The 19,494-nt window shown below is 75.0% G+C and carries 18 protein-coding genes; 4 read left to right on the top strand and 14 right to left on the bottom strand.

The features are described from left to right. Window positions 1-3: 3 nt before the first annotated feature. On the bottom strand, window positions 4-561 hold the full coding sequence (locus BLW63_RS02965) for a dihydrofolate reductase family protein (protein ID WP_091151351.1): 558 nt from the start codon (window positions 559-561) through the stop codon (window positions 4-6). A 98-nt stretch (window positions 562-659) separates the two neighbouring features. On the opposite strand from BLW63_RS02965, the gene BLW63_RS02960 reads away from it, so the two are divergent. After that, on the top strand, window positions 660-1,145 hold the full coding sequence (locus tag BLW63_RS02960) for a GNAT family N-acetyltransferase (RefSeq protein ID WP_091151349.1): 486 nt from the start codon (window positions 660-662) through the stop codon (window positions 1,143-1,145). A 136-nt stretch (window positions 1,146-1,281) separates the two neighbouring features. Here BLW63_RS02960 and BLW63_RS02955 read toward each other — a convergent pair whose 3' ends face one another. Then, window positions 1,282-3,279, bottom strand: a complete 1,998-nt coding sequence (locus BLW63_RS02955) for an HNH endonuclease signature motif containing protein (protein WP_244522317.1) — start codon at window positions 3,277-3,279, stop codon at window positions 1,282-1,284. A 147-nt stretch (window positions 3,280-3,426) separates the two neighbouring features. On the opposite strand from BLW63_RS02955, the gene BLW63_RS02950 reads away from it, so the two are divergent. Further along, entirely contained in the window at window positions 3,427-4,350 is a 924-nt protein-coding gene (locus BLW63_RS02950) for a ketopantoate reductase family protein (protein ID WP_211516975.1), read from the top strand. Here the strand turns inward: BLW63_RS02950 and BLW63_RS02945 are convergent. Next, window positions 4,311-4,874 carry a GNAT family N-acetyltransferase gene (locus BLW63_RS02945; protein WP_244522316.1) on the bottom strand — a complete coding sequence of 188 codons (564 nt, stop codon included), beginning with the start codon at window positions 4,872-4,874 and terminating at the stop codon, window positions 4,311-4,313. The genes BLW63_RS02950 and BLW63_RS02945 overlap by 40 nt on opposite strands. Then, entirely contained in the window at window positions 4,871-5,503 is a 633-nt protein-coding gene (locus BLW63_RS02940; protein WP_170856615.1) for a GDSL-type esterase/lipase family protein, read from the bottom strand. Before BLW63_RS02940 ends, BLW63_RS02945 begins: the two co-directional genes overlap by 4 nt. Window positions 5,504-5,662: 159 nt before the next feature. Between BLW63_RS02940 and BLW63_RS25980 the strand changes: the two genes are divergently transcribed. Next, window positions 5,663-6,058 (top strand): hypothetical protein, encoded by a 396-nt coding sequence (locus tag BLW63_RS25980; protein ID WP_170856614.1) that lies wholly within the window; start codon window positions 5,663-5,665, stop codon window positions 6,056-6,058. A 130-nt stretch (window positions 6,059-6,188) separates the two neighbouring features. On the opposite strand, the gene BLW63_RS02935 is transcribed toward BLW63_RS25980, so the two are convergent. From BLW63_RS02935 to BLW63_RS02920, 4 genes are all read right to left on the bottom strand, one after another. Continuing rightward, window positions 6,189-6,569 carry a DUF1801 domain-containing protein gene (locus tag BLW63_RS02935; RefSeq protein WP_091151340.1) on the bottom strand — a complete coding sequence of 127 codons (381 nt, stop codon included), beginning with the start codon at window positions 6,567-6,569 and terminating at the stop codon, window positions 6,189-6,191. Between the two features lie 35 nt (window positions 6,570-6,604). Continuing rightward, window positions 6,605-7,549 (bottom strand): quinone oxidoreductase family protein, encoded by a 945-nt coding sequence (locus tag BLW63_RS02930; protein ID WP_170856613.1) that lies wholly within the window; start codon window positions 7,547-7,549, stop codon window positions 6,605-6,607. 72 nt (window positions 7,550-7,621) lie between these two features. Next, window positions 7,622-8,296 carry a SemiSWEET transporter gene (locus BLW63_RS02925; protein ID WP_091151337.1) on the bottom strand — a complete coding sequence of 225 codons (675 nt, stop codon included), beginning with the start codon at window positions 8,294-8,296 and terminating at the stop codon, window positions 7,622-7,624. Between the two features lie 364 nt (window positions 8,297-8,660). Then, window positions 8,661-9,863 (bottom strand): MFS transporter, encoded by a 1,203-nt coding sequence (locus BLW63_RS02920; protein ID WP_091151335.1) that lies wholly within the window; start codon window positions 9,861-9,863, stop codon window positions 8,661-8,663. Window positions 9,864-10,236: 373 nt separating this feature from the next. On the opposite strand from BLW63_RS02920, the gene BLW63_RS27745 reads away from it, so the two are divergent. After that, a complete protein-coding gene (locus BLW63_RS27745) occupies window positions 10,237-12,297 on the top strand; it encodes an epoxide hydrolase family protein (RefSeq protein WP_091151333.1) in 2,061 nt (686 codons plus the stop codon). Between the two features lie 79 nt (window positions 12,298-12,376). On the opposite strand, the gene BLW63_RS28860 is transcribed toward BLW63_RS27745, so the two are convergent. The 6 genes from BLW63_RS28860 to BLW63_RS02885 form a co-directional block, all read right to left on the bottom strand. Continuing rightward, the gene (locus tag BLW63_RS28860) at window positions 12,377-12,976 is read right to left on the bottom strand and encodes an alpha/beta fold hydrolase (protein WP_425284237.1); all 600 of its coding nucleotides are present in this window, start codon (window positions 12,974-12,976) and stop codon (window positions 12,377-12,379) included. 135 nt (window positions 12,977-13,111) lie between these two features. Beyond that, window positions 13,112-13,612 carry a nitroreductase/quinone reductase family protein gene (locus BLW63_RS28855; RefSeq protein ID WP_091151329.1) on the bottom strand — a complete coding sequence of 167 codons (501 nt, stop codon included), beginning with the start codon at window positions 13,610-13,612 and terminating at the stop codon, window positions 13,112-13,114. Window positions 13,613-13,909: 297 nt separating this feature from the next. Continuing rightward, on the bottom strand, window positions 13,910-16,798 hold the full coding sequence (locus BLW63_RS02900) for a vitamin B12-dependent ribonucleotide reductase (protein ID WP_091151327.1): 2,889 nt from the start codon (window positions 16,796-16,798) through the stop codon (window positions 13,910-13,912). Between the two features lie 111 nt (window positions 16,799-16,909). Next, window positions 16,910-17,458, bottom strand: a complete 549-nt coding sequence (nrdR, locus tag BLW63_RS02895; protein ID WP_091151325.1) for a transcriptional regulator NrdR — start codon at window positions 17,456-17,458, stop codon at window positions 16,910-16,912. Window positions 17,459-17,884: 426 nt separating this feature from the next. After that, window positions 17,885-18,526 carry a hypothetical protein gene (locus tag BLW63_RS02890; RefSeq protein ID WP_091151323.1) on the bottom strand — a complete coding sequence of 214 codons (642 nt, stop codon included), beginning with the start codon at window positions 18,524-18,526 and terminating at the stop codon, window positions 17,885-17,887. A gap of 131 nt (window positions 18,527-18,657) precedes the next feature. Beyond that, on the bottom strand, window positions 18,658-19,323 hold the full coding sequence (locus BLW63_RS02885; RefSeq protein ID WP_139263457.1) for a LysM peptidoglycan-binding domain-containing protein: 666 nt from the start codon (window positions 19,321-19,323) through the stop codon (window positions 18,658-18,660). Window positions 19,324-19,494 lie beyond the last annotated feature (171 nt).

Raw genomic sequence — 19,494 nt, 5'->3', positions numbered from 1 at the left:
GCCTCAGCCCGACCGCAGCACGCGGAAGCGCAGGCTGGTCCGCGGGCCGACGTCGTCGACGCCGAGCTTCTCCAGGGCCAGGGGCGGTGTGCCGTCGAACAGCCGCAGACCGGCGCCGAGCAGGACGGGCATGACGTCGACGCGCAGTTCGTCGACCAGGCCCGCGGCGAGCAGCTGGCGGTTGAGGTCGACGCCGCCGACCACGGTCACGGCCCGCTCCCCCGCCGCCGCGGCGGCCTGCGCGACGGCGGACACGACACCGTCCGTGACGAACGTGAAGGACAGCCGTTCGTTGCGCTTGGGCGCGACCGCGGGCGGCGTGTGGGTGAGCACGAAGATCGGCACCTGCAGCTCGTAGCTGTCGGCGTAGCTGTCGGTGTCGCCGGCCATCTCGAACGTCCGGCGGCCCATCAGCACCGCGCCGGTCTCGTCCTGCATCGCCCTCATGTACGGTGAGTCCTGCAGGTCGACGAGGTCGGTGTACAGCGCGGCCGCGCTGCCCTCGGCGTCCTGCACGTAGCCGTCCAGCGACACCGTCATCCCCGCGATCAGCCGGGCCATGGGTCCCTCCCGTCCTCGTCGTCCTGCCAGTGGGACCGGCCGGCCGGGCCGGACTCATCGCCACCGGTCGGCTACCCCGGGGGTTTCGGTGGTGCGAGGTGACCACCCTCCGCAGGGCCACCCGGGACGACGAGCGCCGGCTCGCGGCGCTCGACCGCGCGACGTGGTCGCCGGCCGTGGCTCCCGTGCCGCTGTGGCCGGATGACGTCGACCTCTTCGCCCATGACGCGCCCGAGGACGTCCTCGTCGCCGAGCTGGACGGCGCAGTGGTCGGCTACGTGAAGCTGCGCCGGCCGACGGCCGTGGCGGCCAACCGGCACGTCCTCCAGGTGGGCGGGCTGGCGGTCGACCCGGCCGCGCAGCGCCGCGGCGTGGGGCGGGTGCTGGTGGCCGCGGCGATCGAGGAGGCCCGGCGGCGCGGCGCGCGACGGCTGACCCTCTACGTGCTGGCGACCAACCACGGGGCACGAGCGCTCTACGCCGACTGCGGCTTCGCGGTGGAGGGGGTGCGCCGCGGGGAGTTCCTGCTCGAGGGCCGGTACGTGGACGACGTCCTCATGGCCGTGTCGCTGGAGCCGGGATGAGCACCCCTCGCGCGCGGACACTGCAGCCGGCTCGACGACGGCGCCGGGCAGCGGTACCGCCGGGTCGGGTCCCGCCCTTGGCTGCTGGAGTGCGCTGCGGAGCTGAGGAGCCGGCGTGTGACCGCCCCTTCACGGCTCAGTAGGGCGGTGGCTCGGTGACGGCGGTGAGTCCGGTGGGGGTGGTGACGGTGAGGGTGCCGTCGGGGGCGAGGTCGTGGCGCCAGCCGGGGGCCTGGTGCTTGCCGCGGTGGTCGCCGGTGCAGTAGCCGGCCAGGTTCGCCGCGGCGGTCCGCCCGCCGACGGCGTGCGGCCGGTGGTGGTCCAGCTCGCCGGCGTCGGGCACCCGGCGGCGGCAGCCGGGAAACCGGCAGCGGCGGTCCCGGGCCCGGCCCTGCCGGTCCAGCGCGGCGGTCGGCCGGTAGCCGTCGGTCGGGTCGGGCGGGGCCAGGCCGGGCCGGCCGGTGAGGTCGTGGGTGCAGGACTGCGGGCGACGGCGGCAGGCCGGCTTGCCGCAGGTGCCGGTGCGGCGCAGCCCGGGCAGGTCGGTCAGCGTGAGCAGTGCGCCGCTCACCGCGTCGGCGAGCACCAGGCGCGGCCGGTCGGCCAGCCCGCCACCGGCGGTCGCGTCCAGCAGCGCGGCGAGCCGCTCGCGCTGGGCGTCCGCGGCCACCGCCAGCGCGCCGAGGGTGTCGGTGGCCGCACCGACCTGACCGGCCGGGCCCGCCGCCCAGACGGCCTCGTCGGCGGCGTCGGCCTGGGCCGCGGTGCGCACACTGCGGGCGGCGTGGCCGAGTGCCGTGCGGGCGGCGTGCACCGCCGCCCCGGCACCCTCCACCGCCCGGTCCGCGGCCGCCCACCAGCCACCCGGCGGCGGGTCGCCGCCCGGCGGCCGAGCGGTGTCCGGTGACGGTGCCCGGTCGGTGTCCGGCGGGCCTTCGGAGTCCGGCATCCCGGCGGATCGGGTGCCCGCATCCTCGGCGGCGCAGAGGCGAGGGGTGCCGGGACCGGGCGGCCAGTCGGATCCGTCGCGCTCGACCTCGGTGAGATCGTCGGCGGACAGCGGGTCCGGTTCCCCGTCGGGCTCCTCGAGCAGCTCGCCGGCGAACAGGCGGCGCTCCACCTCGTCCCACCAGGCAGCCAGCTCGGCCTGCTCGACCTCCTGCCATGCCACAGCGGGCGCCGGCTCTGCCTCGGGCACATCCGCAACCGGCGACTGGCCGGCGAAGGCGCGCACCAGCTGGCGGGCCAGCTCCGCCGGCAGCACCTCCCCGTCCAGCTCGGCCGGGGCGTCCCCGCCCAGCATGGTGGCCACCGACGCCACGATCGTGAGCAGCACCCGCACCGGCGGCAACTCCGTCTCACCGGGCCGCAGCACCAGGTCCAGCAGCGCGTCGACCATCTTCTGCCCGCGGGTGCGCACCGGCCCGCCCGGCTCGTCCACCAGCGCCTCGGCGCACCGCACCAGGGCGCCGTAGAACGCCCGCGCCTCGGGCAGCGCGCAGTACACGCTCACCACACCCATGCCCTCGACCCGGTCCGGCCGGATCGAGACCCCGCGCTCCGCCAGGGCCCTCGCCAGCCGCCGCCCGGCGGCCGCCGCGTCCCGCTTTGCCACCAGCACGCGGGCCTTGTCGCCCAACTGCGCCGGCGACGTCACCGTCCGGCGGCGACCCACCCAGGTCAACAGCTCGGCCTCGATCTCCGCGCGCAGCCCGTCGTCGGCGACCGGTGCGACCTTGTCCAGCAGGTGCCACAGATGCCCCCGGTGCAGCAGCCCGCACTCCAGCGCACCCAGCGTCGCGGGCAGCCGGGACACCAGCGTCAGGGACTCCTCCAGCAGCACCTCCGCGGCCCGCCGGGTCAGGTTCAGCGCGATCGCCAGCTCCGGCGTCGCCCACTCCGACACCGCCCGCAGCACCTCCGGACGGGCCGCCCACCGCTCGGCCGACATCGCCCCGGGCTCCCCCTGCGCCCGGTCGACCGACGCCGGCCGGGACGCGGCGAACGCCGCCACCGCCCGGGCCCGGACCGCCGTCTGCCGGGCGATCTCCCGATCCGCGGCCTGCACCGCGCCCAGCGGCCCGGACGCCCACCCCACCACGGGCGCAGACACGGTGCCCGCCCCGTCGTCCATGTGTTCGATCATACGTTCGAAACGCGGATAGTACAAGGTGAACCTGCAGGTCAGGGCTGCTCTGGGAGATCCAGCCCGACTCGACCACCCGCCCGGTGCAGCGGCCGGGCCTGACGTCGCCCAGCCCGCTTCTGCTTGCATGTCGGCGTGACCGACGGACAGAACGCCCTGACCGGCCTGCGCGTCGCCGTGCTCGGTCCCGGTGGGGTCGGCGGCCTGCTGGCGGCGCTGCTCGCGCGAGCCGGCGCGGCGGTCACCTGCCTGGCCAGTGCGACGACGGCGGAGCGGTTGCGCGCCGACGGCATCCGGGTGGAGAGCGGGCAGTTCGGCGACTTCACGACCTCGGTGGAGGCCGCGGAGCGGCTGGCCGAGCCGGTCGACGTCCTGCTCGTGACCGTCAAGGCCACGCAGCTGGACGACGCCCTGGAGCGGGCGCCGGCCGACGTGCTCGGCGACGCGCTCGTGGTGCCGCTGCTCAACGGCGTCGAGCACGTCGACCACCTGCGCCGGCGTTACCCGCAGGCGGGCGTCGTGCCGGCGACGATCCGCGTCGAGAGCACCCGCACGGCACCGGGTCTGATCCAGCACGGCAGCCCGTTCGTCACCGTCGACCTGGTCGCCGTCCCCCCGCTCGAGCAGCGGGTGCGACGGCTGGCCGACGCCCTCGAACGGACCGGCGTGACCGTGCGGGTCGGGGACGGCGAGGCGGCCGCGCTGTGGAGCAAGCTGAACTTCCTGGCGCCGCTGGCCCTGCTGACCACCGCCGCCCAGGCGACCGCCGGCGAGGTCCGCGCGTCGCGGCGGGAGGACCTCGTGGCCATCATCGGCGAGGTGGCCGCCGTCGCCCGTGCCGAGGGCGCGCCCGCCGACGAGGACCAGGTCGTCGCCTTCTTCGACGGCGTCCCCGCGGGCATGCGCTCGTCGATGCAGCGCGACGCCACGGCCGGTCGCCCGCTCGAGCTCGACGCCATCGGCGGGGCCGTGGTGCGGGCCGCCACCCGGCACGGGATCGCCGTCCCGGTCACCGCCCGCTACGTCGACGAGCTGCGGGAGCGCCACCCGGGGAGCTGACCGTCCTCCAGGGTCAGCGTGAACAGCACCCGGTGCAGCCCGGGCCCGTCGTGGTCACAGTGCACCGGGACGCAGTCCACGGCGTCGTCGCCGGGGACGACCGCGAAGCCGAGTCCGCGGTGGAACCGCACCGAGGTGGCGTTGCCCGGACTGGTCAGGCAGGACAGCCGACGGGCGCCCCGCCCTGCGACGTGCTCGGCGAAGCGGCGGTAGAGCGCACCGGCCACACCCTGGCGGTGCAGCGCCGGGTCGACGCCGACGAAGTGCACGTAGCCGACGTCGGGCTGCGCCGAGGACAGGAACCCGACGAGGAAGGCGCGCAGCTCTCCGGCGGCGTCCTCGACCACCCAGCTGCTGTCGGAGAAGTGCTCGAAGAACAGCCGGGACAGCAGCAGCGCCCGCTGCCGCGTGCCGTCCGGACCGCCCAGACCGTCCCACCACGAGTCGACCACCGCGACGACCCGGCCGTGGTCGTCGGGCACGGGGTGGCGGGCGCTCAGGCCGGGTGGGAGTTCGCCGGTCACGGCACTCCCTGGGACGACGGCGCGACGTGCCCGGCGAGCCAGCGGAGGAACACCGGCTCGACCAGCGCGGCCAGCCGCGCGTATCCGCGGGTGGACGGGTGGTACGCGTCGCCGGCCGCGACCTCCGCGACCCACACCGCGTCGTCCGCCAGCCCCGTGGTGTCGACGAACGGCACCGACCGCCCGGCGCAGAGCTGCGCCATCCCGGCGGAGAGGTCGGCGGCGCGGGCGCTCTCCCCGGCGTCCGATCCCGGCGGCGGACCCACCATCAGCGCCGGCCAGCTCCGCGCAGCTGCGCCGTCGAGCACCTCGGCCAGCGCGGCCAGCGACCGCTCCCGCGCGACCCGCCGGCGCCCGTCCTCGAGCACGACGTCGTTGAGGCCCACCGCGACGACCGCCCCGTACCGGTCGCCGTCCCGCAGCCGCCACGACGCCTCCGCCACGAAGCGCCGCGCGACGTCGACGGCGGTGTCCCGCCGCACCCCGAGGCCGTAGGCGGTCAGCTCCCAGCCCGCCGCGCGGGCGGCCGCCGTGACGGGCCCGACCCAGCCCGCGCCGGCGGGGTCACCGACGCCCGCGGTGAAGGAGTCGCCGAGGACGCACACCCGGACGTCCGGACCGCCGGTCACGGCAGCGCGGGACGACGCCCCCCGGGCCGGCCACCGCGGCGTCGCGACGTCACGGCGGCGGCGGCGACGGCGGAGGCGGCGGGTCCGGCGGTCACACCGGCAGCGTAGTGCCGCACCGGGGCCGAGCTGCCGTACCCGCGGGGGCGCGAGGATGCCCGCGTGACCGCCGTCGTCCGCCTCGGTGCGGAGTGCGACCTGACCCGGGAGTCCGGCCCCGAGCTCTCCTTCGGGGTGACCGAGTTCGCCGACCTCGCCGACGGGCGGCGGCTGGTCCTGCGCGCGGACCGCGGCTTCACGAGCCGGCTGCACGGGCCGGGCGCCGACGAGTCCGGGGCGGCGTGGCGGCACGAGACGCTCGCGGGGCTGGCGGCCGACGTCCTCGCGACCGTCCTGCCCGACGACGCCGAGGAGACCGGCGAGGACCACCCGTGGCGGGAGCTCGCCGGTCTCCTGCGCGCCCGTGGTGTGGCGGTCTCTACCGCCGAGCTGCGCCGTGTGCCCTACGTCGTCGAGCTCAGCGACCGGGTGCGGGCGCGTCTGCCGCCCGCGCCGTGACGAGCTGCGCCGCGAGCCCGTGGTCGCCGTCCCCGTCGGTGGACGGGCACAGCGAGCAGACGTGGCAGGCCGGCGTCTCCTCCCGACCCCCGGGCAGCAGCCGGGAGACGCGGACCCGTGCGGTGGGGGGTCAGGCCCGGCCGAGGGCGGCGAGCCGCTCGGCGCGGGCGGCGCGCAGCAGCGGCACCAGCCGCGGGTCGTCGAGGTCCTCGGCGCGGCGCACGGTGAGCTTGCGGAACGCCGTGCCGGCGCCGTCGAGAAGGCCGCCGTGGTCGAGGGAGGCGCCGTGGTTGAAGCCGAGGTTCAGGTGCCGGGCGAAGGTCGCGAGGTAGGCGTAGTGCTCGCTGTTCTTGGCCGGGCCGACGCCGTAGCCGACCGTGCCCTGGTGCGGCCACACCACCCGCACGACGTCCGGGTCGACCTGCCGCACCAACGCGTCGGCCGCGCGCACCAGGTCGGCCACCCCGGGCGCGAGCCGGGTCAGCAGGACGTCGAGGTCACCGGTGCTCACCGCGACAGTGGACCACCCAGGCCCGAGCACCGGCCTCAGACCGCCAGCAGCAGCTTCCCGGTCGTCCGGCGTCCCTCGAGGTCCTCGTGCGCGCGCCGGGCCTCGGCCAGCGGGTACCGGCCGCCGATGCGGACGTCGAGCCGGCCGGCGGCGACCATCCCCAGCACCGCCCCGGCCCGCTCCCGCAGCATCCGCGGCGTGCGCGTGTAGGTGCCGAGCGTGGGCCGCTGGACGTAGAGCGAGCCGTGCAGCGCCAGCTGCTGCAGCTGCAGCGGCTCGGGCTGCCCGCTGGCGGCGCCGTACAGGATCATCCGGCCGGTCGGGCGCAGCGCGGTCAGCCCCGCGGCGAAAGTCGTGCGACCGACGCCGTCGTACACGGCCGCGGCGCCCTCGCCGCCGGAGAGCTCGCGCACCCGCGCGGGGAAGCCGTCGTAGCCGACGACGACGTCGTCGGCGCCGGCGTCGCGCGCGAGCTCGGCCTTCTCCTCGGTCGAGACCGTCGCCAGCACGTGACCGCCGCGGTCGCGCACCAGCTGGGTGAGCAGCAGCCCCACCCCGCCGGCGGCGCTGTGCACGACCACCCAGTCGCCCTCGGCGACCGGGTGCGAGTCGGCGGCGAGGTACTGGGCGGTGCAGCCCTGCAGCATGACGGCGGCGGCCACGTCGAGCGGCACCCCGTCGGGCACCGGCACCAGCTCGTCGCGCGACGCGGCCACCCGGGCGGCGTAGCTGCCGGGGACGTCGAGCCAGGCGACCCGCTCCCCGGTGCCGACGACGGTGCCCGCGCCCTCCGCGCCGGCGACCCTGGGGAGCTCGCCGCCGTAGGGCGGACGGCCCTCCCGCTCGTACACGTCGCGGAAGTTGACGCCGGCGGCGGCGACGTCGACCAGCACCCGGTCCTCGCCGGGCTCGGGGTCGGGCACCTCCCGGACGGTCAGCACCTCCGGTCCACCGGTCCGCTCCATGAGCACTGCCTGCACGTCGCCTCCCGTCGTCGGCCCTGTCCGGTGCCTACCACGGACGCCGGCGTCCCGCCGGGCGCCGCCGGCAGGTCAGGCCGGGGCCAGCACCCTGCGCGCGACGACCGCCGGCCGCCGCCCGGCGGGGAGTGCCGTGCGCCGGGTCCGCAGGACGGCGCAGGTGACGACGGCGCAGAGCAGCCCGGAGCCCGCCGACAGCCACACCGCCGGCTGGCCGAGCAGCAGGCCGTAGCCGGTCCAGGAGGCGCACGAGCCGGCACCGAGGTACCAGCGCGCCGGCGACATCGCGGACAGGTCCCGGGTCCGGCCGAGGAGGATGCCGAGGAGCTGGGGCAGCGCGGCGACGACGCCGACCAGGGTGACGGCCGCGCTCAGCAGGGCCGCGACCCCGGCCGTCGCCGCACCGAGGACGACGGCGACGACGCTGCCCGCGGCGAGCGCGGCCAGGACGGCGGCCCCGGCGGCGGTGCGCTGCAGGACCTCGGGCGAGCGCAGCTGTGGCTGGGCGCGCAGCAGGGCGGCCAGGACGGCGGTGTTGCCGGCGCCGACGACGGCGTGGGTGGCGATCTGCGGCCCGTCGCCGACGAGCAGGCCGAAGGTGAACCAGCAGCGGTCGAGCCCGACGGCGAGCCAGCTGCCGGTCGGGGAGAGTCCACGGGTGCGGCCGTGCCGGCAGGAGAGCCAGACCTGGGGCCAGACGACGGTGATGCTCAGGGTGGCCGCGGCGAAGCCGAGGGCGGCGATCATGGTGGAGCGGGGTTCCGTTCGGGTGGACTGCGCGGGGCGCGGCCACCGGCGGGCTGGGGCGGCTCGACGCCGGCTCCGGGCGCTCGTCGGTGGGCGGCAGCGCGACGGCTGCAGGGATGACCGGAGGGGTCATCGGCACTCGGCACCCGTGACGGGAGGCGATCCGGCGTGATCGCCCTGTGACCTCGCTCGCTCCCCGCCCTCGGCGGTCCCGCGGACGCCGGTGCCCCGGTCCCGCGGGTGCGGGGACCGGGGCACCGGTCGGCGAGCTCTCGGCGCGGCGTCAGGCGTCGAGCCCCGGAAAGGCGGGGGTCGCCTCCTCGCCGTCCCAGGTGACGCGGGAGGTGGAGGCGTCCTCGCTCAGCTAGCCGCGACGCCCGGTGCGCGGCAGGGCGAGGGCGGCAGCGAGCCCGGCGGCCAGCACGGCCGTCGTGACGGCGAAGGCGGCCTGGTAGGAGACGGCGTCGGTCAGCCAGCCGGCCGCGAGCGGCCCGACGATGGCGCCGAGGTCGGCCGACATCTGGAACACCGCCACCACCCGGCCGCCGCGGGCCGGGCTGACGTCGGCGACCAGCGCGGCCGGCACGCTGGCGAGGAAGGAGGCGGCCAGCCCGAACAGCGCCATCGACAGCAGGAAGACCCAGAGCACCGGAGGCAGCACGAGTGCCGCGGTCGAGGCCGTGGCCAGGGAGGCGCCGAGGACCAGCGCCGGGCGCCGTCCCCACGTGTCGGCCAGGCGTCCCGACCGCAGCAGTCCCAGGGCCTGCGCCACCGAACCGGCGAGCAGCCCGGCGCCGGCCCAGGCCACGGTGCGGCCCAGCTCCTCGGTGACGTACAGGGGCACCAGCGAGTTGCGGACACCGAACAGCACCCAGCCCACGCCCAGGTTGGCCACCAGCGCGGCCAGGTACACCCGCGAGCGCAGGGCCGTCCGCAGGTCCACGGGGTCGGTGGTGGCGGCCGGGCCGGTCGCCGCCGGCGCCGCGGAGCGCTGGGTCACGGCGGACGGGCGCAGCAGGACCATGGCGACCGAGCCGGCCAGCAGCAGGAAGCCGGCGTAGAGCAGGAAGGGCAGCCGCGGCGAGAGCTCGGCGAGCAGCCCGCCGGCCGCCGGGCCGGCGATCCCGCCGAGGATGAACCCGCCCTGCCACGTCGCCGCGGCGCGACCGCGGTGCGAGGGCGGGGCGACCCGCAGCAGCAGCGACAGCGCGGCCACGGTGAACATCGCGCTGCCCACGCCGCCGGCCGCGCGCAGGGCGAGGAAGAGCGGGAAGGACCCCGCCAGACCCGCCAGGCCGGTGGTGACCGCGACGATGGCGAGGCCGGCGGACAACACCGTCCGCTCGCCGAATCGCTCGACCAGCGAGCCGCCGCCGAAGGCCGAGACGAAGCGGAAGAACGCGAAGGCGCTGACGGCCAGCCCGACGGCCGTCGTCCCGACCCCGAAGGACCGGGCGTACAGCGGGATCGCCGGTGCCACGATGCCGAAGCCGAGGGCGACGACGAAGGCGACGACGGCGAGGATGCCGACCTCACGGGGCAACTCCGTCCGCCCCCGCCACAGCACGCCCCGGATGCTCGCACGGCGCCGGCCGGGGCACGTCGGGGGCCCGGCCACCGTTCACCTGGGTCAGGGCCGGCACGTGAGCTGATCCACGTGCCGTCGGATTCGACTCATCTCGTTTCGTGGCAGACGGCCCGCAACCCGTGCGTGCTCGGCGTCGGTCCACCACCGCCCCCCGCAGGCACGCGTGGTCACCCGCCGTCCCGACATGCCGCGCGGAGGCTTTCGCCTCTGCCCCGTCCCCGTGACCGGAGTCACGGTAGCGACCGTCCCGGAAGCCGTGACCGCGCCCGGGCCGCTCGTGAGGCGCTCACCTGCCCCGCCCCCGGTCTGCGACTTCCCCGCGCCGAGTTCCAGCCGAGGGGCGGAGCCGACCATGACGACCGTCGAAGATCAGACCGGCAGTGCCATCCGCCCGTTCCGCGTGGAGTGTCCCGAGGAGGCGCTGGACGACCTGCGGCGCCGCCTCGCGGCGACCCGCTGGCCGAGCAGAGAGCTGGTGCACGACCGCTCGCAGGGAGTGCAGCTGGCGACGATGCAGGCGCTGGCCCGCTACTGGGCCAGCGAGTACGAGGGCCGCCGGGTCGAGGCGAGGCTGAACGCGCTGCCGCAGTTCACCACCGAGATCGACGGGGTGGACGTCCACTTCATCCACGTGCGCTCACCGCACGAGGACGCGCTGCCGCTGATCATGACGCACGGCTGGCCCGGCTCGGTCGTCGAGCTGCTGGAGACGGTCGGCCCGCTCACCGACCCGACCGCGTACGGCGGTACCGCCGAGGACGCCTTCGACCTCGTCCTCCCCTCCATCCCCGGCTACGGCTTCTCCGGCGAGCCGGCCGAGCTCGGCTGGAACGCCGGCCGCACGGCGCGGGCCTGGGCGGAGCTGATGAACCGCCTCGGCTACACCCGCTACGTCGCACAGGGCGGCGACGTCGGCGCCGCGGTCACCGACGCGATGGCGCGCCAGGCAGCCGCGGGGCTCGTGGGCATTCACACCAACCTGCTCGTGACGGTGCTGGGCGCGCCGCAGACCGGGAACACCGAAGAGGAACGCGCCGCCCTCGAGGCGCTCGCCACGTTCCGAGCCACCGGGTTCGGCTATTTCCTGGAGATGGCCACCCGGCCGCAGACGATCGGCTACGCCCTGCTGGACTCGCCCGTCGCGCTGGCCGCCTGGCTGCTCGACCACGACACCGACAGCTATTACAAGATCACCCGCGCCTTCGTCGACGGGCAGCCCGCCGGCAACCTCACCCGCGACCACATCCTGGACAACCTCACCACGTACTGGCTGGGCGCCACGGGCGCCACCGCGGCCCGGTCCTACTGGGAGGATGGACGGGCGCAGGCGATGGCGGCCGGCCAGGCTCCTCCGCCGGTCCGGATCCCGGTCGGTTACACCACGTTCCCCGGCGAGATCTTCCGGGCCCCGCGCAGCTGGGTCGCGGCGAGCTATCCCACCCTCAGCTACTTCAACGAGGCCGAGCGGGGCGGGCACTTCGCCGCCTGGGAGGAGCCGGAGCTGTTCGCCACCGAGCTTCGGGCGGCGTTCCGCTCTCTGCGCCGACCACAGATCCCCACGCCACGCACCGCACCGTCCGCCTCGGGGGAGCCCGACACGATCGTCCTGGTGCACGGGTTCTGGGTGACCCCGCGCAGCTGGGAGGGCTGGAAGGCCCGGTACGAGCAGCGCGGCTACCAGGTGCTCACCCCGGCCTACCCCGGATTCGAGGTGGAGGTGGAGGCGCTCAACGCCGACCCGACGCCGATCGCCGAGCTGACCCTGCCGCAGGTGATCGCGTCCCTGGAGGAGTTGCTGCGCACCCTGGACCGCCCGCCGATCCTGATGGGCCACTCGGCCGGCGGCACGCTCGTGCAACTGCTGCTCGACCGCGGCCACGGCGCGGTCGGCGTCGTCCTCAACTCCGCACCCACCGAGGGCGTCCGGGTGCTGCCGCTGTCCCAGCTGCGCTCGACCTTCGTCGCGTTCAAGAACCCGGCCAACCGGCACCGCGCCGTCGGGCTCACCTACGAGCAGTGGCGCTACGCCTTCACCAACACGTTCCCCGAGGAGGATTCGCGGCGGCTCTACGAGCGCTACGCGATCCCCGCGTCCGGCCGAATCCTGTGGAGCTCGGTGCTGGCCAACTTCATGCCGGGCCCCCAGGACGCGGCGGTCGACTACGCCAACGACGACCGGGCTCCGCTGCTGTTCGTCTCCGGCGGCGAGGACCACCTCATGCCGCCGAGCGTGCAGCGGTCGAACGTCGAGCACTACCGCTCGCCGCACACGCTCACCGAGCACGAGGAGTACCCCGGGTTCGCGCACCTGCTGCCGGCCCAGGACGGCTGGGAGGCGATCGCCGACCACGTGCTCGACTGGGCGGTCGCCCACGCGCGGCGCACGCGCCCCGAGGTCGCCGGCGCGCGGTGACCGAGCCGCCTGTGCCGCATCGCCGAGGAGGAGACGGCGGAGCGGGACTCAGGTGCCACGGGTGATCGGCGCCGTGGCCTCAGCCCGGAGGATGAGCTGGGTCGCGGCCTCGGGCTGCGACACGAACGAGACGTGCGAGGCCGGCACCTCCACGATGGTGGCGTTCGCGCGCTCGGCCGTGAACCGCTGCAGCGCCGGTGGGATCGCGTTGTCCTCGGTGCCGAGCAGGTACCAGCAGGGGACCCGTCCTTCCAGGCCGGCGGGCTCGACGGCCCGGTGAAGGCGGCCTCGGCGAACGGCCGCTGCGCCGCGGCCATGACGGTGGCCGTGGCCGGGTCCACGTCGGCGGCGAAGGCTTCGTGCAACGCCGCAGGGTCGAGGTAGAGGTCGACGCCCGGATTCCCGTCGGACCGGTGAACGGCACGGGCCGGATGGCCGGCCGCACGAGGCTGCCTTCGAACCTCTCGAAGAGCTGCTGCTGGCTCTCGCCCTCGTCGGGCATCCAGCCGTTGAAGTAGACGAGCGCCGTGACCTGGTCGTTGCCGGTCGCGGCGGCCGAGATGACGATGCCGCCGTACGAGTGCCCGACCAGTGCGATGGGCCCGGTCAGGGTCTGCAGGAAGTCCGCGAGGTCAGTCGCGTCGCCCGGTGGTCCGCGCAGCGGATTGCCGAACCCGATGGCGCGGAAGCCTCGGTCCTGCAGGGCGCAGATCTGCCGGTCGAATCCCCTTCCGCGATCCGGACGGCCGGGAGTGGCTCCTCACGGGAACGAAGGAAGTCTGGCTGCAGCGCGGCCGTAGCCCCTGGCGGGCAGTCACCCGCATGACCGCGCGCCTGGCGCCGGGCGACGCACGCCACGCCGCCGCCGATCGCCCCGGGCGGCTCCGGCTCTCGCCCTGGCGGGTCGCCCAGCTCGTGGGTTCCCTCCGCCCGACCGGGGAGGCGAGCCTCGTCGACCGGGCGTGGGCCGTGATCCGGTTCGTCCTGTTCTTCGCCCGGACCGCGACCACGGCACTCCTGCGTCGAGCTGCGGTTCCACCGCGGGCCAGCGGTGCCACAGGCGGTTCCGCTCGTCACCCGTGGCAGCGCGGGCGCGCCCCGGGCGACGGCCCTGGCCGACCAGCCGGACGACGGCGTCCGGGTGCGCCTGCAGGTTGAGCCACCAGGCAGGCTGCCTCTCGTCCCAGCCGTTCATCGCGAGCGCGACGAGGTCGGCGCCGTCCTCGAGATGGCCGATGATCACGCTGCTCTCCTGGCAGGACCACCGCCCGACGGTCGTGAGGTGTAGCGCACCCCGGCCGCGCCTGTTCGACATGTCCACAGGAAGCGCCCCGGCTGGGACGGTGGAGCGCGCGGTGGACGCGCCAGGCCGTGTGCATGACCCACGACGGCGGCACTCGGGCCGGTCGGGCTGCCGCCTCCTTCATCTGGAGGTCAGCGGCACGCCTCCTCCCCGGGGTTCCATGCCACCGGCCCGGCCCCATGCGGGGACCGGGCCGGTGGGCGGGGCGATCAGGTCAGGGGATGTCCCGGTGGCCATGTCCGGGACATTGTGTCCGACGTTTCCGGACACTGCTGCCCGCGCCATCAGTGACTTCCCTGACCGACTACATCAGCTGCAGCCGCTGGTGGAGCCGCAGCCCTCGCAGACGTAGCAGCTGCCGGCCGGGCGCATCTTCGTGCCGCAGGTCATGCACAGCGGCGCGTCGGTGGCGGTGCCGGTGACCAGCTCGAGCAGCTCCGCCGAGGAGTGGGCCTCCTTGGCCGGCTTGTCGGCCACCGCGCCGGCCTTGGCCTCCGGCTTGGCAGGTGCCTCGGTCGGCGCCGAGCTGCGCAGCGCCTCGAGGTCGACCTCCTCCTCCTCGACGACCGTGCCGGCCGACGCGGAGGTGCCGTAGCCCGACACCTGGGCGGCCCGCTCCTCGGCGCTGAAGATGCCGAGGGTCGCCCGCTGCTCCACCGGCAGGTGGTCCAGCGCCAGGCGGCGGAAGATGTAGTCCATCACCGACTGGGCGATCCGGATGTCCGGGTCGTCGGTCATGCCGGCCGGCTCGAACCGCATGTTGGTGAACTTCTGGATGTAGGTCTCCAGCGGCACACCGTGCTGCAGCGCGATCGACAGCGCGATGGAGAAGGCGTCCATCACGCCGGCCAGGGTCGAGCCCTGCTTGCCCAGCTTGAGGAAGACCTCGCCGAGGCTGCCGTCCTCGTACATGCCGGCGGTCATGTAGCCCTCGGCGCCGGCGACGCTGAAGGACGTGGTGACGCTGGTCCGCTTCTTCGGCAGCCGCTTGCGCACCGGGTGCGAGAGCGCCGTCGCCGGGGCGGCGGCCTCGACCTTGGTCTCGGCCTTTTTAGCCCCGTTCTTCGCAGACATGGCGTCGGACAGCGGCTGGCCGACCTTGCAGTTGTCGCGGTAGATCGCCAGCGCCTTGAGGCCGAGCTTCCAGCCCTGGAAGTAGATGTTCTCGACGTCCTCGACGGTCGCCGTCTCCGGCATGTTGACCGTCTTGCTGATGGCGCCGGAGATGAAGGGCTGCACCGCGGCCATCATGCGGACGTGGCCCATCGGGGAGATGGCCCGCTCGCCCATCGCGCAGTCGAAGACCTCGTAGTGCTCCGGGCGCAGGCTCGGGGCGTCGACGACGTGGCCGTGCTCGGCGATGAACTCGACGATCGCCTCGATCTGCTCGTCCTGGTAGCCCAGGCTGCGCAGCGCCCGCGGGACCGTCTGGTTGACGATCTGCATGGAGCCGCCGCCGACCAGCTTCTTGTACTTCACCAGCGAGAAGTCCGGCTCGATGCCGGTCGTGTCGCAGTCCATCATGAAGCCGATCGTGCCGGTGGGGGCCAGCACCGAGGCCTGCGCGTTGCGCCAGCCGAAGTCGGCGCCGAGCTCGAGGCACTCCTGCCACTGCGCGGTGGCGGCCTTGAGCACGTCGGCGTCGTCGGCACCCATCGGGCGGATGGCGTCGTTGGCCGCCGCGTGCTTGCGCATGACCCGGGCGTGGGCGTCGGCGTTGCGGGCGTAGCCCTCGTACGCGCCGACGATGCCGGCCAGCTCCGCCGAGCGGCGGTAGGCGGTGCCGGTCATCAGCGAGGTGATCGACGCGGCGAGGGTCTGACCCCCGCGCGAGTCGTACGCGTGGCCGGTGGCCATGAGCAGCGCGCCGAGGTTGGCGTAGCCGATGCCCAGCTGCCGGTAGGCGCGGGTGGTGTCGCCGATCGGGTCGGTCGGGAAGTCGGCGAAGCAGATCGAGATGTCCATCGCGGTGATGACCAGCTCGACGGCCTTCACGAAGTCCCGGGTGTCGAACGTGCCGTCGTCCTTCAGGAACCTCATGAGGTTCAGCGACGCCAGGTTGCACGAGCTGTTGTCGAGGCTCATGTACTCCGAGCAGGGGTTGGACGCGTTGATCCGCCCGGTCTCGGGGTTGGTGTGCCAGTCGTTGATCGTGTCGTCGTACTGGACGCCCGGGTCGGCGCACTCCCAGGCGGCCTGGGTCACCTTGCGGAACAGGTCCTTGGCGTCGACGGTCTCGATCACCGAGCCGTCCATGCGGGCGCGCAGGCCGAACTCCGTGCCGTCCTCCACCGCGCGCATGAACTCGTCGGAGACGCGGACGGAGTTGTTGGCGTTCTGGTACTGGACGCTGGTGATGTCCCTGCCGCCGAGGTCCATGTCGTACCCGGCGTCGCGCAGCGCGCGGATCTTGTCCTCCTCGCGCGCCTTGGTCTCGATGAACTCCTCGATGTCGGGGTGGTCGATGTCGAGGACGACCATCTTGGCGGCACGGCGGGTGGCGCCACCGGACTTGATGGTGCCGGCCGAGGCGTCGGCGCCGCGCATGAAGCTGACCGGGCCTGAGGCGGTGCCACCGGAGGAGAGCAGCTCCTTGGAGGAGCGGATGCGGGAGAGGTTCAGGCCGGCGCCGGAGCCGCCCTTGAAGATCAGCCCCTCCTCCCGGTACCAGTTGAGGATCGAGTCCATCGTGTCGTCGACGGCGAGGATGAAGCAGGCGCTGACCTGCTGCGGGGCGCTCGTGCCGACGTTGAACCACACGGGGCTGTTGAAGCTGAAGTACTGGTGCAGCAGCATCCAGGTCAGCTCGTGCTCGAAGACCTCCGCGTCGCCCTCGCTGGCGAAGTAGCCGTGCTCGCGGCCGGCCTGGCCGTAGGTCAACACCACCCGGTCGATGAGCTGGCGCAGGCTGGTCTCGCGCTGCGGGGTGCCGACGGCGCCGCGGAAGTACTTCGTGGTGACGATGTTCGTGGCGTTGATGCTCCACTCGGCGGGGAACTCCACGCCGCGCTGCTCGAAGTTGATCGACCCGTCCCGCCAGTTGGTCATGACGACGTCACGACGCTCCCAGGTCACCTCGTCGTACGGGTGCACCCCGGCGGTGGTGAAGACTCGCTTGACCTTCAGGCCCTTCCCCCTGGTCGGCGCCTTGGCGGCGCGACGCGTGCGGCCCGACAAGCGATCCTCGGTCTCGGTCACGGAGCTCTCCCTGTGTTGTGGGCCCTGCGTGGAGGGCATTGCGGCGGCTGGGGAAGAGCCGCACTCAGTTCTAGCGGGTGGTGCTGACGGTTCTGGCGACAGCGGCGGGCGTCATCGACCGGGGCTGCCGTCGGAGGCGGCCTGGCCGCGCCCCCCACCCCGCCGGCGGGCCGGCGGGTCCTGCATGCCAGGCAGCGGCGGGGTGCCGGCGGCGATGTGCCGGGCCCGCAGCTCGGTGATCTCCTTCTCGAAGTCCTCGAGCGAGGTGAAGGCGCGGTAGACGCTGGCGAAGCGCAGGTACGCGACCTCGTCGAGCTCCCGCAGCGGGCGGAGGATGGCCAGCCCCACCTCGTGGCTGGGGACCTCCGCCGCGCCCGTGGCCCGGATGGCGTCCTCGACCTGCTGGGCGAGCTGCTGCAGCTGGTCCTCGTCGACCGGCCGCCCCTGGCAGGCCCGACGGACGCCGGCCACCACCTTGCTGCGGTTGAACGGCTCGCTCACGCCGCTGCGCTTCACGACGGCGAGGACGGCCTCCTCCACCGTGGTGAAGCGGCGTCCGCACGCAGGGCACGACCGGCGGCGACGGGTGGTCGCCCCCTCGTCGGCCTCGCGCGAGTCGATGACGCGGCTGTCCGGGTTGTGGCAGAAGGGGCAGCGCACGGCCGATCCCCTCCCCTCGGAACGCGCTCCGGTGCGGGTCCGCCCGGCCGCCGCGGCGACCGCGGGACGCGGCCGGGGCGACGGTCCGGGAGGCCTCCTGTGGACCTCCCTGGGGACATCCGGTGGACGTCGTGGGGAGGACCTGAGGATCGGCCTGTGGACGGACTCACAGCGGTGCAACTACTAGATGTAGGGGAACCCTAGGTCTCGCCCCACTAGATCTGCAAGCCGAACGCCAGGCGCGTCGTCCGCCGAGACGACTTCGTGACCACCCGCGCTCAGTCGTCACACCCGCCCCCGGGGACACGCGGCCGGACGCGCCGCAGTCGCGCGAGCCGGACGGGTGGAGCGACGGGCGGGAGGACGGCGGCCCCCTGCAGGGCCCCGACGCGACCCGGCGAGCGATGGAGGCAGAGGGGTCCCCCCTCAGGCGCGCAGGGCCCCGCCGGCGCGCGGGAGCCGGGGGCGGGCCACCCGGTCGCCGAGGCGCAGCGGGCGGGTCAGGCAGTCGACCTCGGTGGCGCGCGGCATGAGCACCGTCGCGTCGCTCGGCTCGGCCGGCCGGACCTCCTCCACCTGCGCCGCCTCCTCGGCCACCCGGTGCCGTCCGGCGCGGTGCCGGCCGGCGGACGGGCCGTGGACGGCGGGCTGCTCGGCGGTCACGTCGCCGCCGTGGCGGCGACGACGGCGCCCGGCGGCCGGAGCCGGAGCGGAGAGGACACCGGCCACCCGCTGCTCACGGGCGGCGGCCTCGCTCAGCGACAGCAACGGCGCGGCGGCGGCTCCCGGCAGCGACTCCCCGCCGAGGGCCGCGAAGGGGTCGCTGCCGCTGTCCGGGACGAGCACCGGCGCCGGCCGGACCTGCGCCAGGCGCACGTCGGCCAGGTCGCTCCAGGTCTCGCGCTCGACGCCGGCCACGGTCACCCGCACCCACATCTCGCACGCGCCCCCGCCGTCGTGCCGCCACCCCAGCAGCGACCCCGGCCACCAGACACCCTCGACGAACACCTCGCAGTGCTGCGACTGCTGCGTGAAGACGGCGGCCCGGTTGCCTGAGATCGCTGACACGGATGCGACCGTAGATCCGCCGCTGGCCACAAAGCGTCAACGACTCGGCACGACGGGTTGACGAACATCGACGCCGGGTCTTGTCGCTCCTCGACCGCCCAGCAGGGGCGCACGTCCGGGCGAGGTGCCGGTCAGGGCAGCTCGAGGACCTGGCCGGGGACCACGACCGACCCCTCGAGGTCGTTGAGCTCCTCGATGGCGTCGACCACCGTGCGGACGTCCTGGCCGGGGCCGGCGACCTCCCCGGCGATCGACCACACCGTGTCACCGGGCTCCACCACCACACTGCGCTCGCCGGCCAGCCGCAGCCCGTCCTGGCCCCCGCCGCCGAGGATCGGCGCGACCACCGAGCCGAGCGCCACGGCACCGCCGAGCGCCAGGGCGAGCACCATCCGGCGTCCCCGGCGGGTCAGCCGCAGCCGCGGGGACGCGGCGCCCTCCGGAGCGGCACAGCCACCGCGCACCCCACGCGCCACGACCCGCGACGTGGCAGGGCGGCCACCCGCGGCCGCCTGGTCCCGGCGCGTCGGCGCACGGCCGGCTCCCCGGGCCGGTGCGGCCGGCTCCGCGGCGCGCGACTCCGGGCCCGCCGGGCGGTCGGGGACGGGCCGCAGGTGCCCGGTGACGCGGGGGCCGGTCCCGGCGAGCCGAAGCACAACGGCGGGCCCGATGGGCGCGCCGGCCCGCGCCGCGCGACCGGATCCGGCCGCACGGCCGTCGTCCGACCCGAGCAACGGCCGCCACGGGACCTGCACCGCGGCGTCGAACTCCAGCACGGCCTGCCGCACGCTCGCCATGACCACTCCTCCTCCGTCGACCCGGTTCCGATCGAACGCCTGTTCGATCGAACATCCGTCCGATGTCTACCGCATCCCGACGACGGGGTCGACACGACGCCGCACCCGGCTTCGAACACACGTTTGAACTACCGGCGTCGAAGCGCTACGGTCCGATGAGCACCCGCCCGC

It is taken from the genome of Geodermatophilus africanus (genome assembly GCF_900107105.1).
GTDB classification, from domain to species: Bacteria; Actinomycetota; Actinomycetes; order Mycobacteriales; family Geodermatophilaceae; genus Geodermatophilus; species Geodermatophilus africanus.
Note: the sequence above shows the minus strand (reverse complement) of the source record. Positions and strands in the feature narration are given on the sequence as shown.

Coding starts and splice junctions, on each gene's coding strand:
- BLW63_RS02965 (WP_091151351.1), bottom strand. CDS start 561: ATGGCCCGGCTGATCGCGGGGATGACGGTGTCGCTGGACGGCTACGTG.
- BLW63_RS02955 (WP_244522317.1), bottom strand. CDS start 3,279: ATGGACGACGGGGCGGGCACCGTGTCTGCGCCCGTGGTGGGGTGGGCG.
- BLW63_RS02925 (WP_091151337.1), bottom strand. CDS start 8,296: ATGATCGCCGCCCTCGGCTTCGCCGCGGCCACCCTGAGCATCACCGTC.
- BLW63_RS27745 (WP_091151333.1), top strand. CDS start 10,237: ATGACGACCGTCGAAGATCAGACCGGCAGTGCCATCCGCCCGTTCCGC.
- BLW63_RS28855 (WP_091151329.1), bottom strand. CDS start 13,612: ATGTCGAACAGGCGCGGCCGGGGTGCGCTACACCTCACGACCGTCGGG.
- BLW63_RS02885 (WP_139263457.1), bottom strand. CDS start 19,323: ATGGCGAGCGTGCGGCAGGCCGTGCTGGAGTTCGACGCCGCGGTGCAG.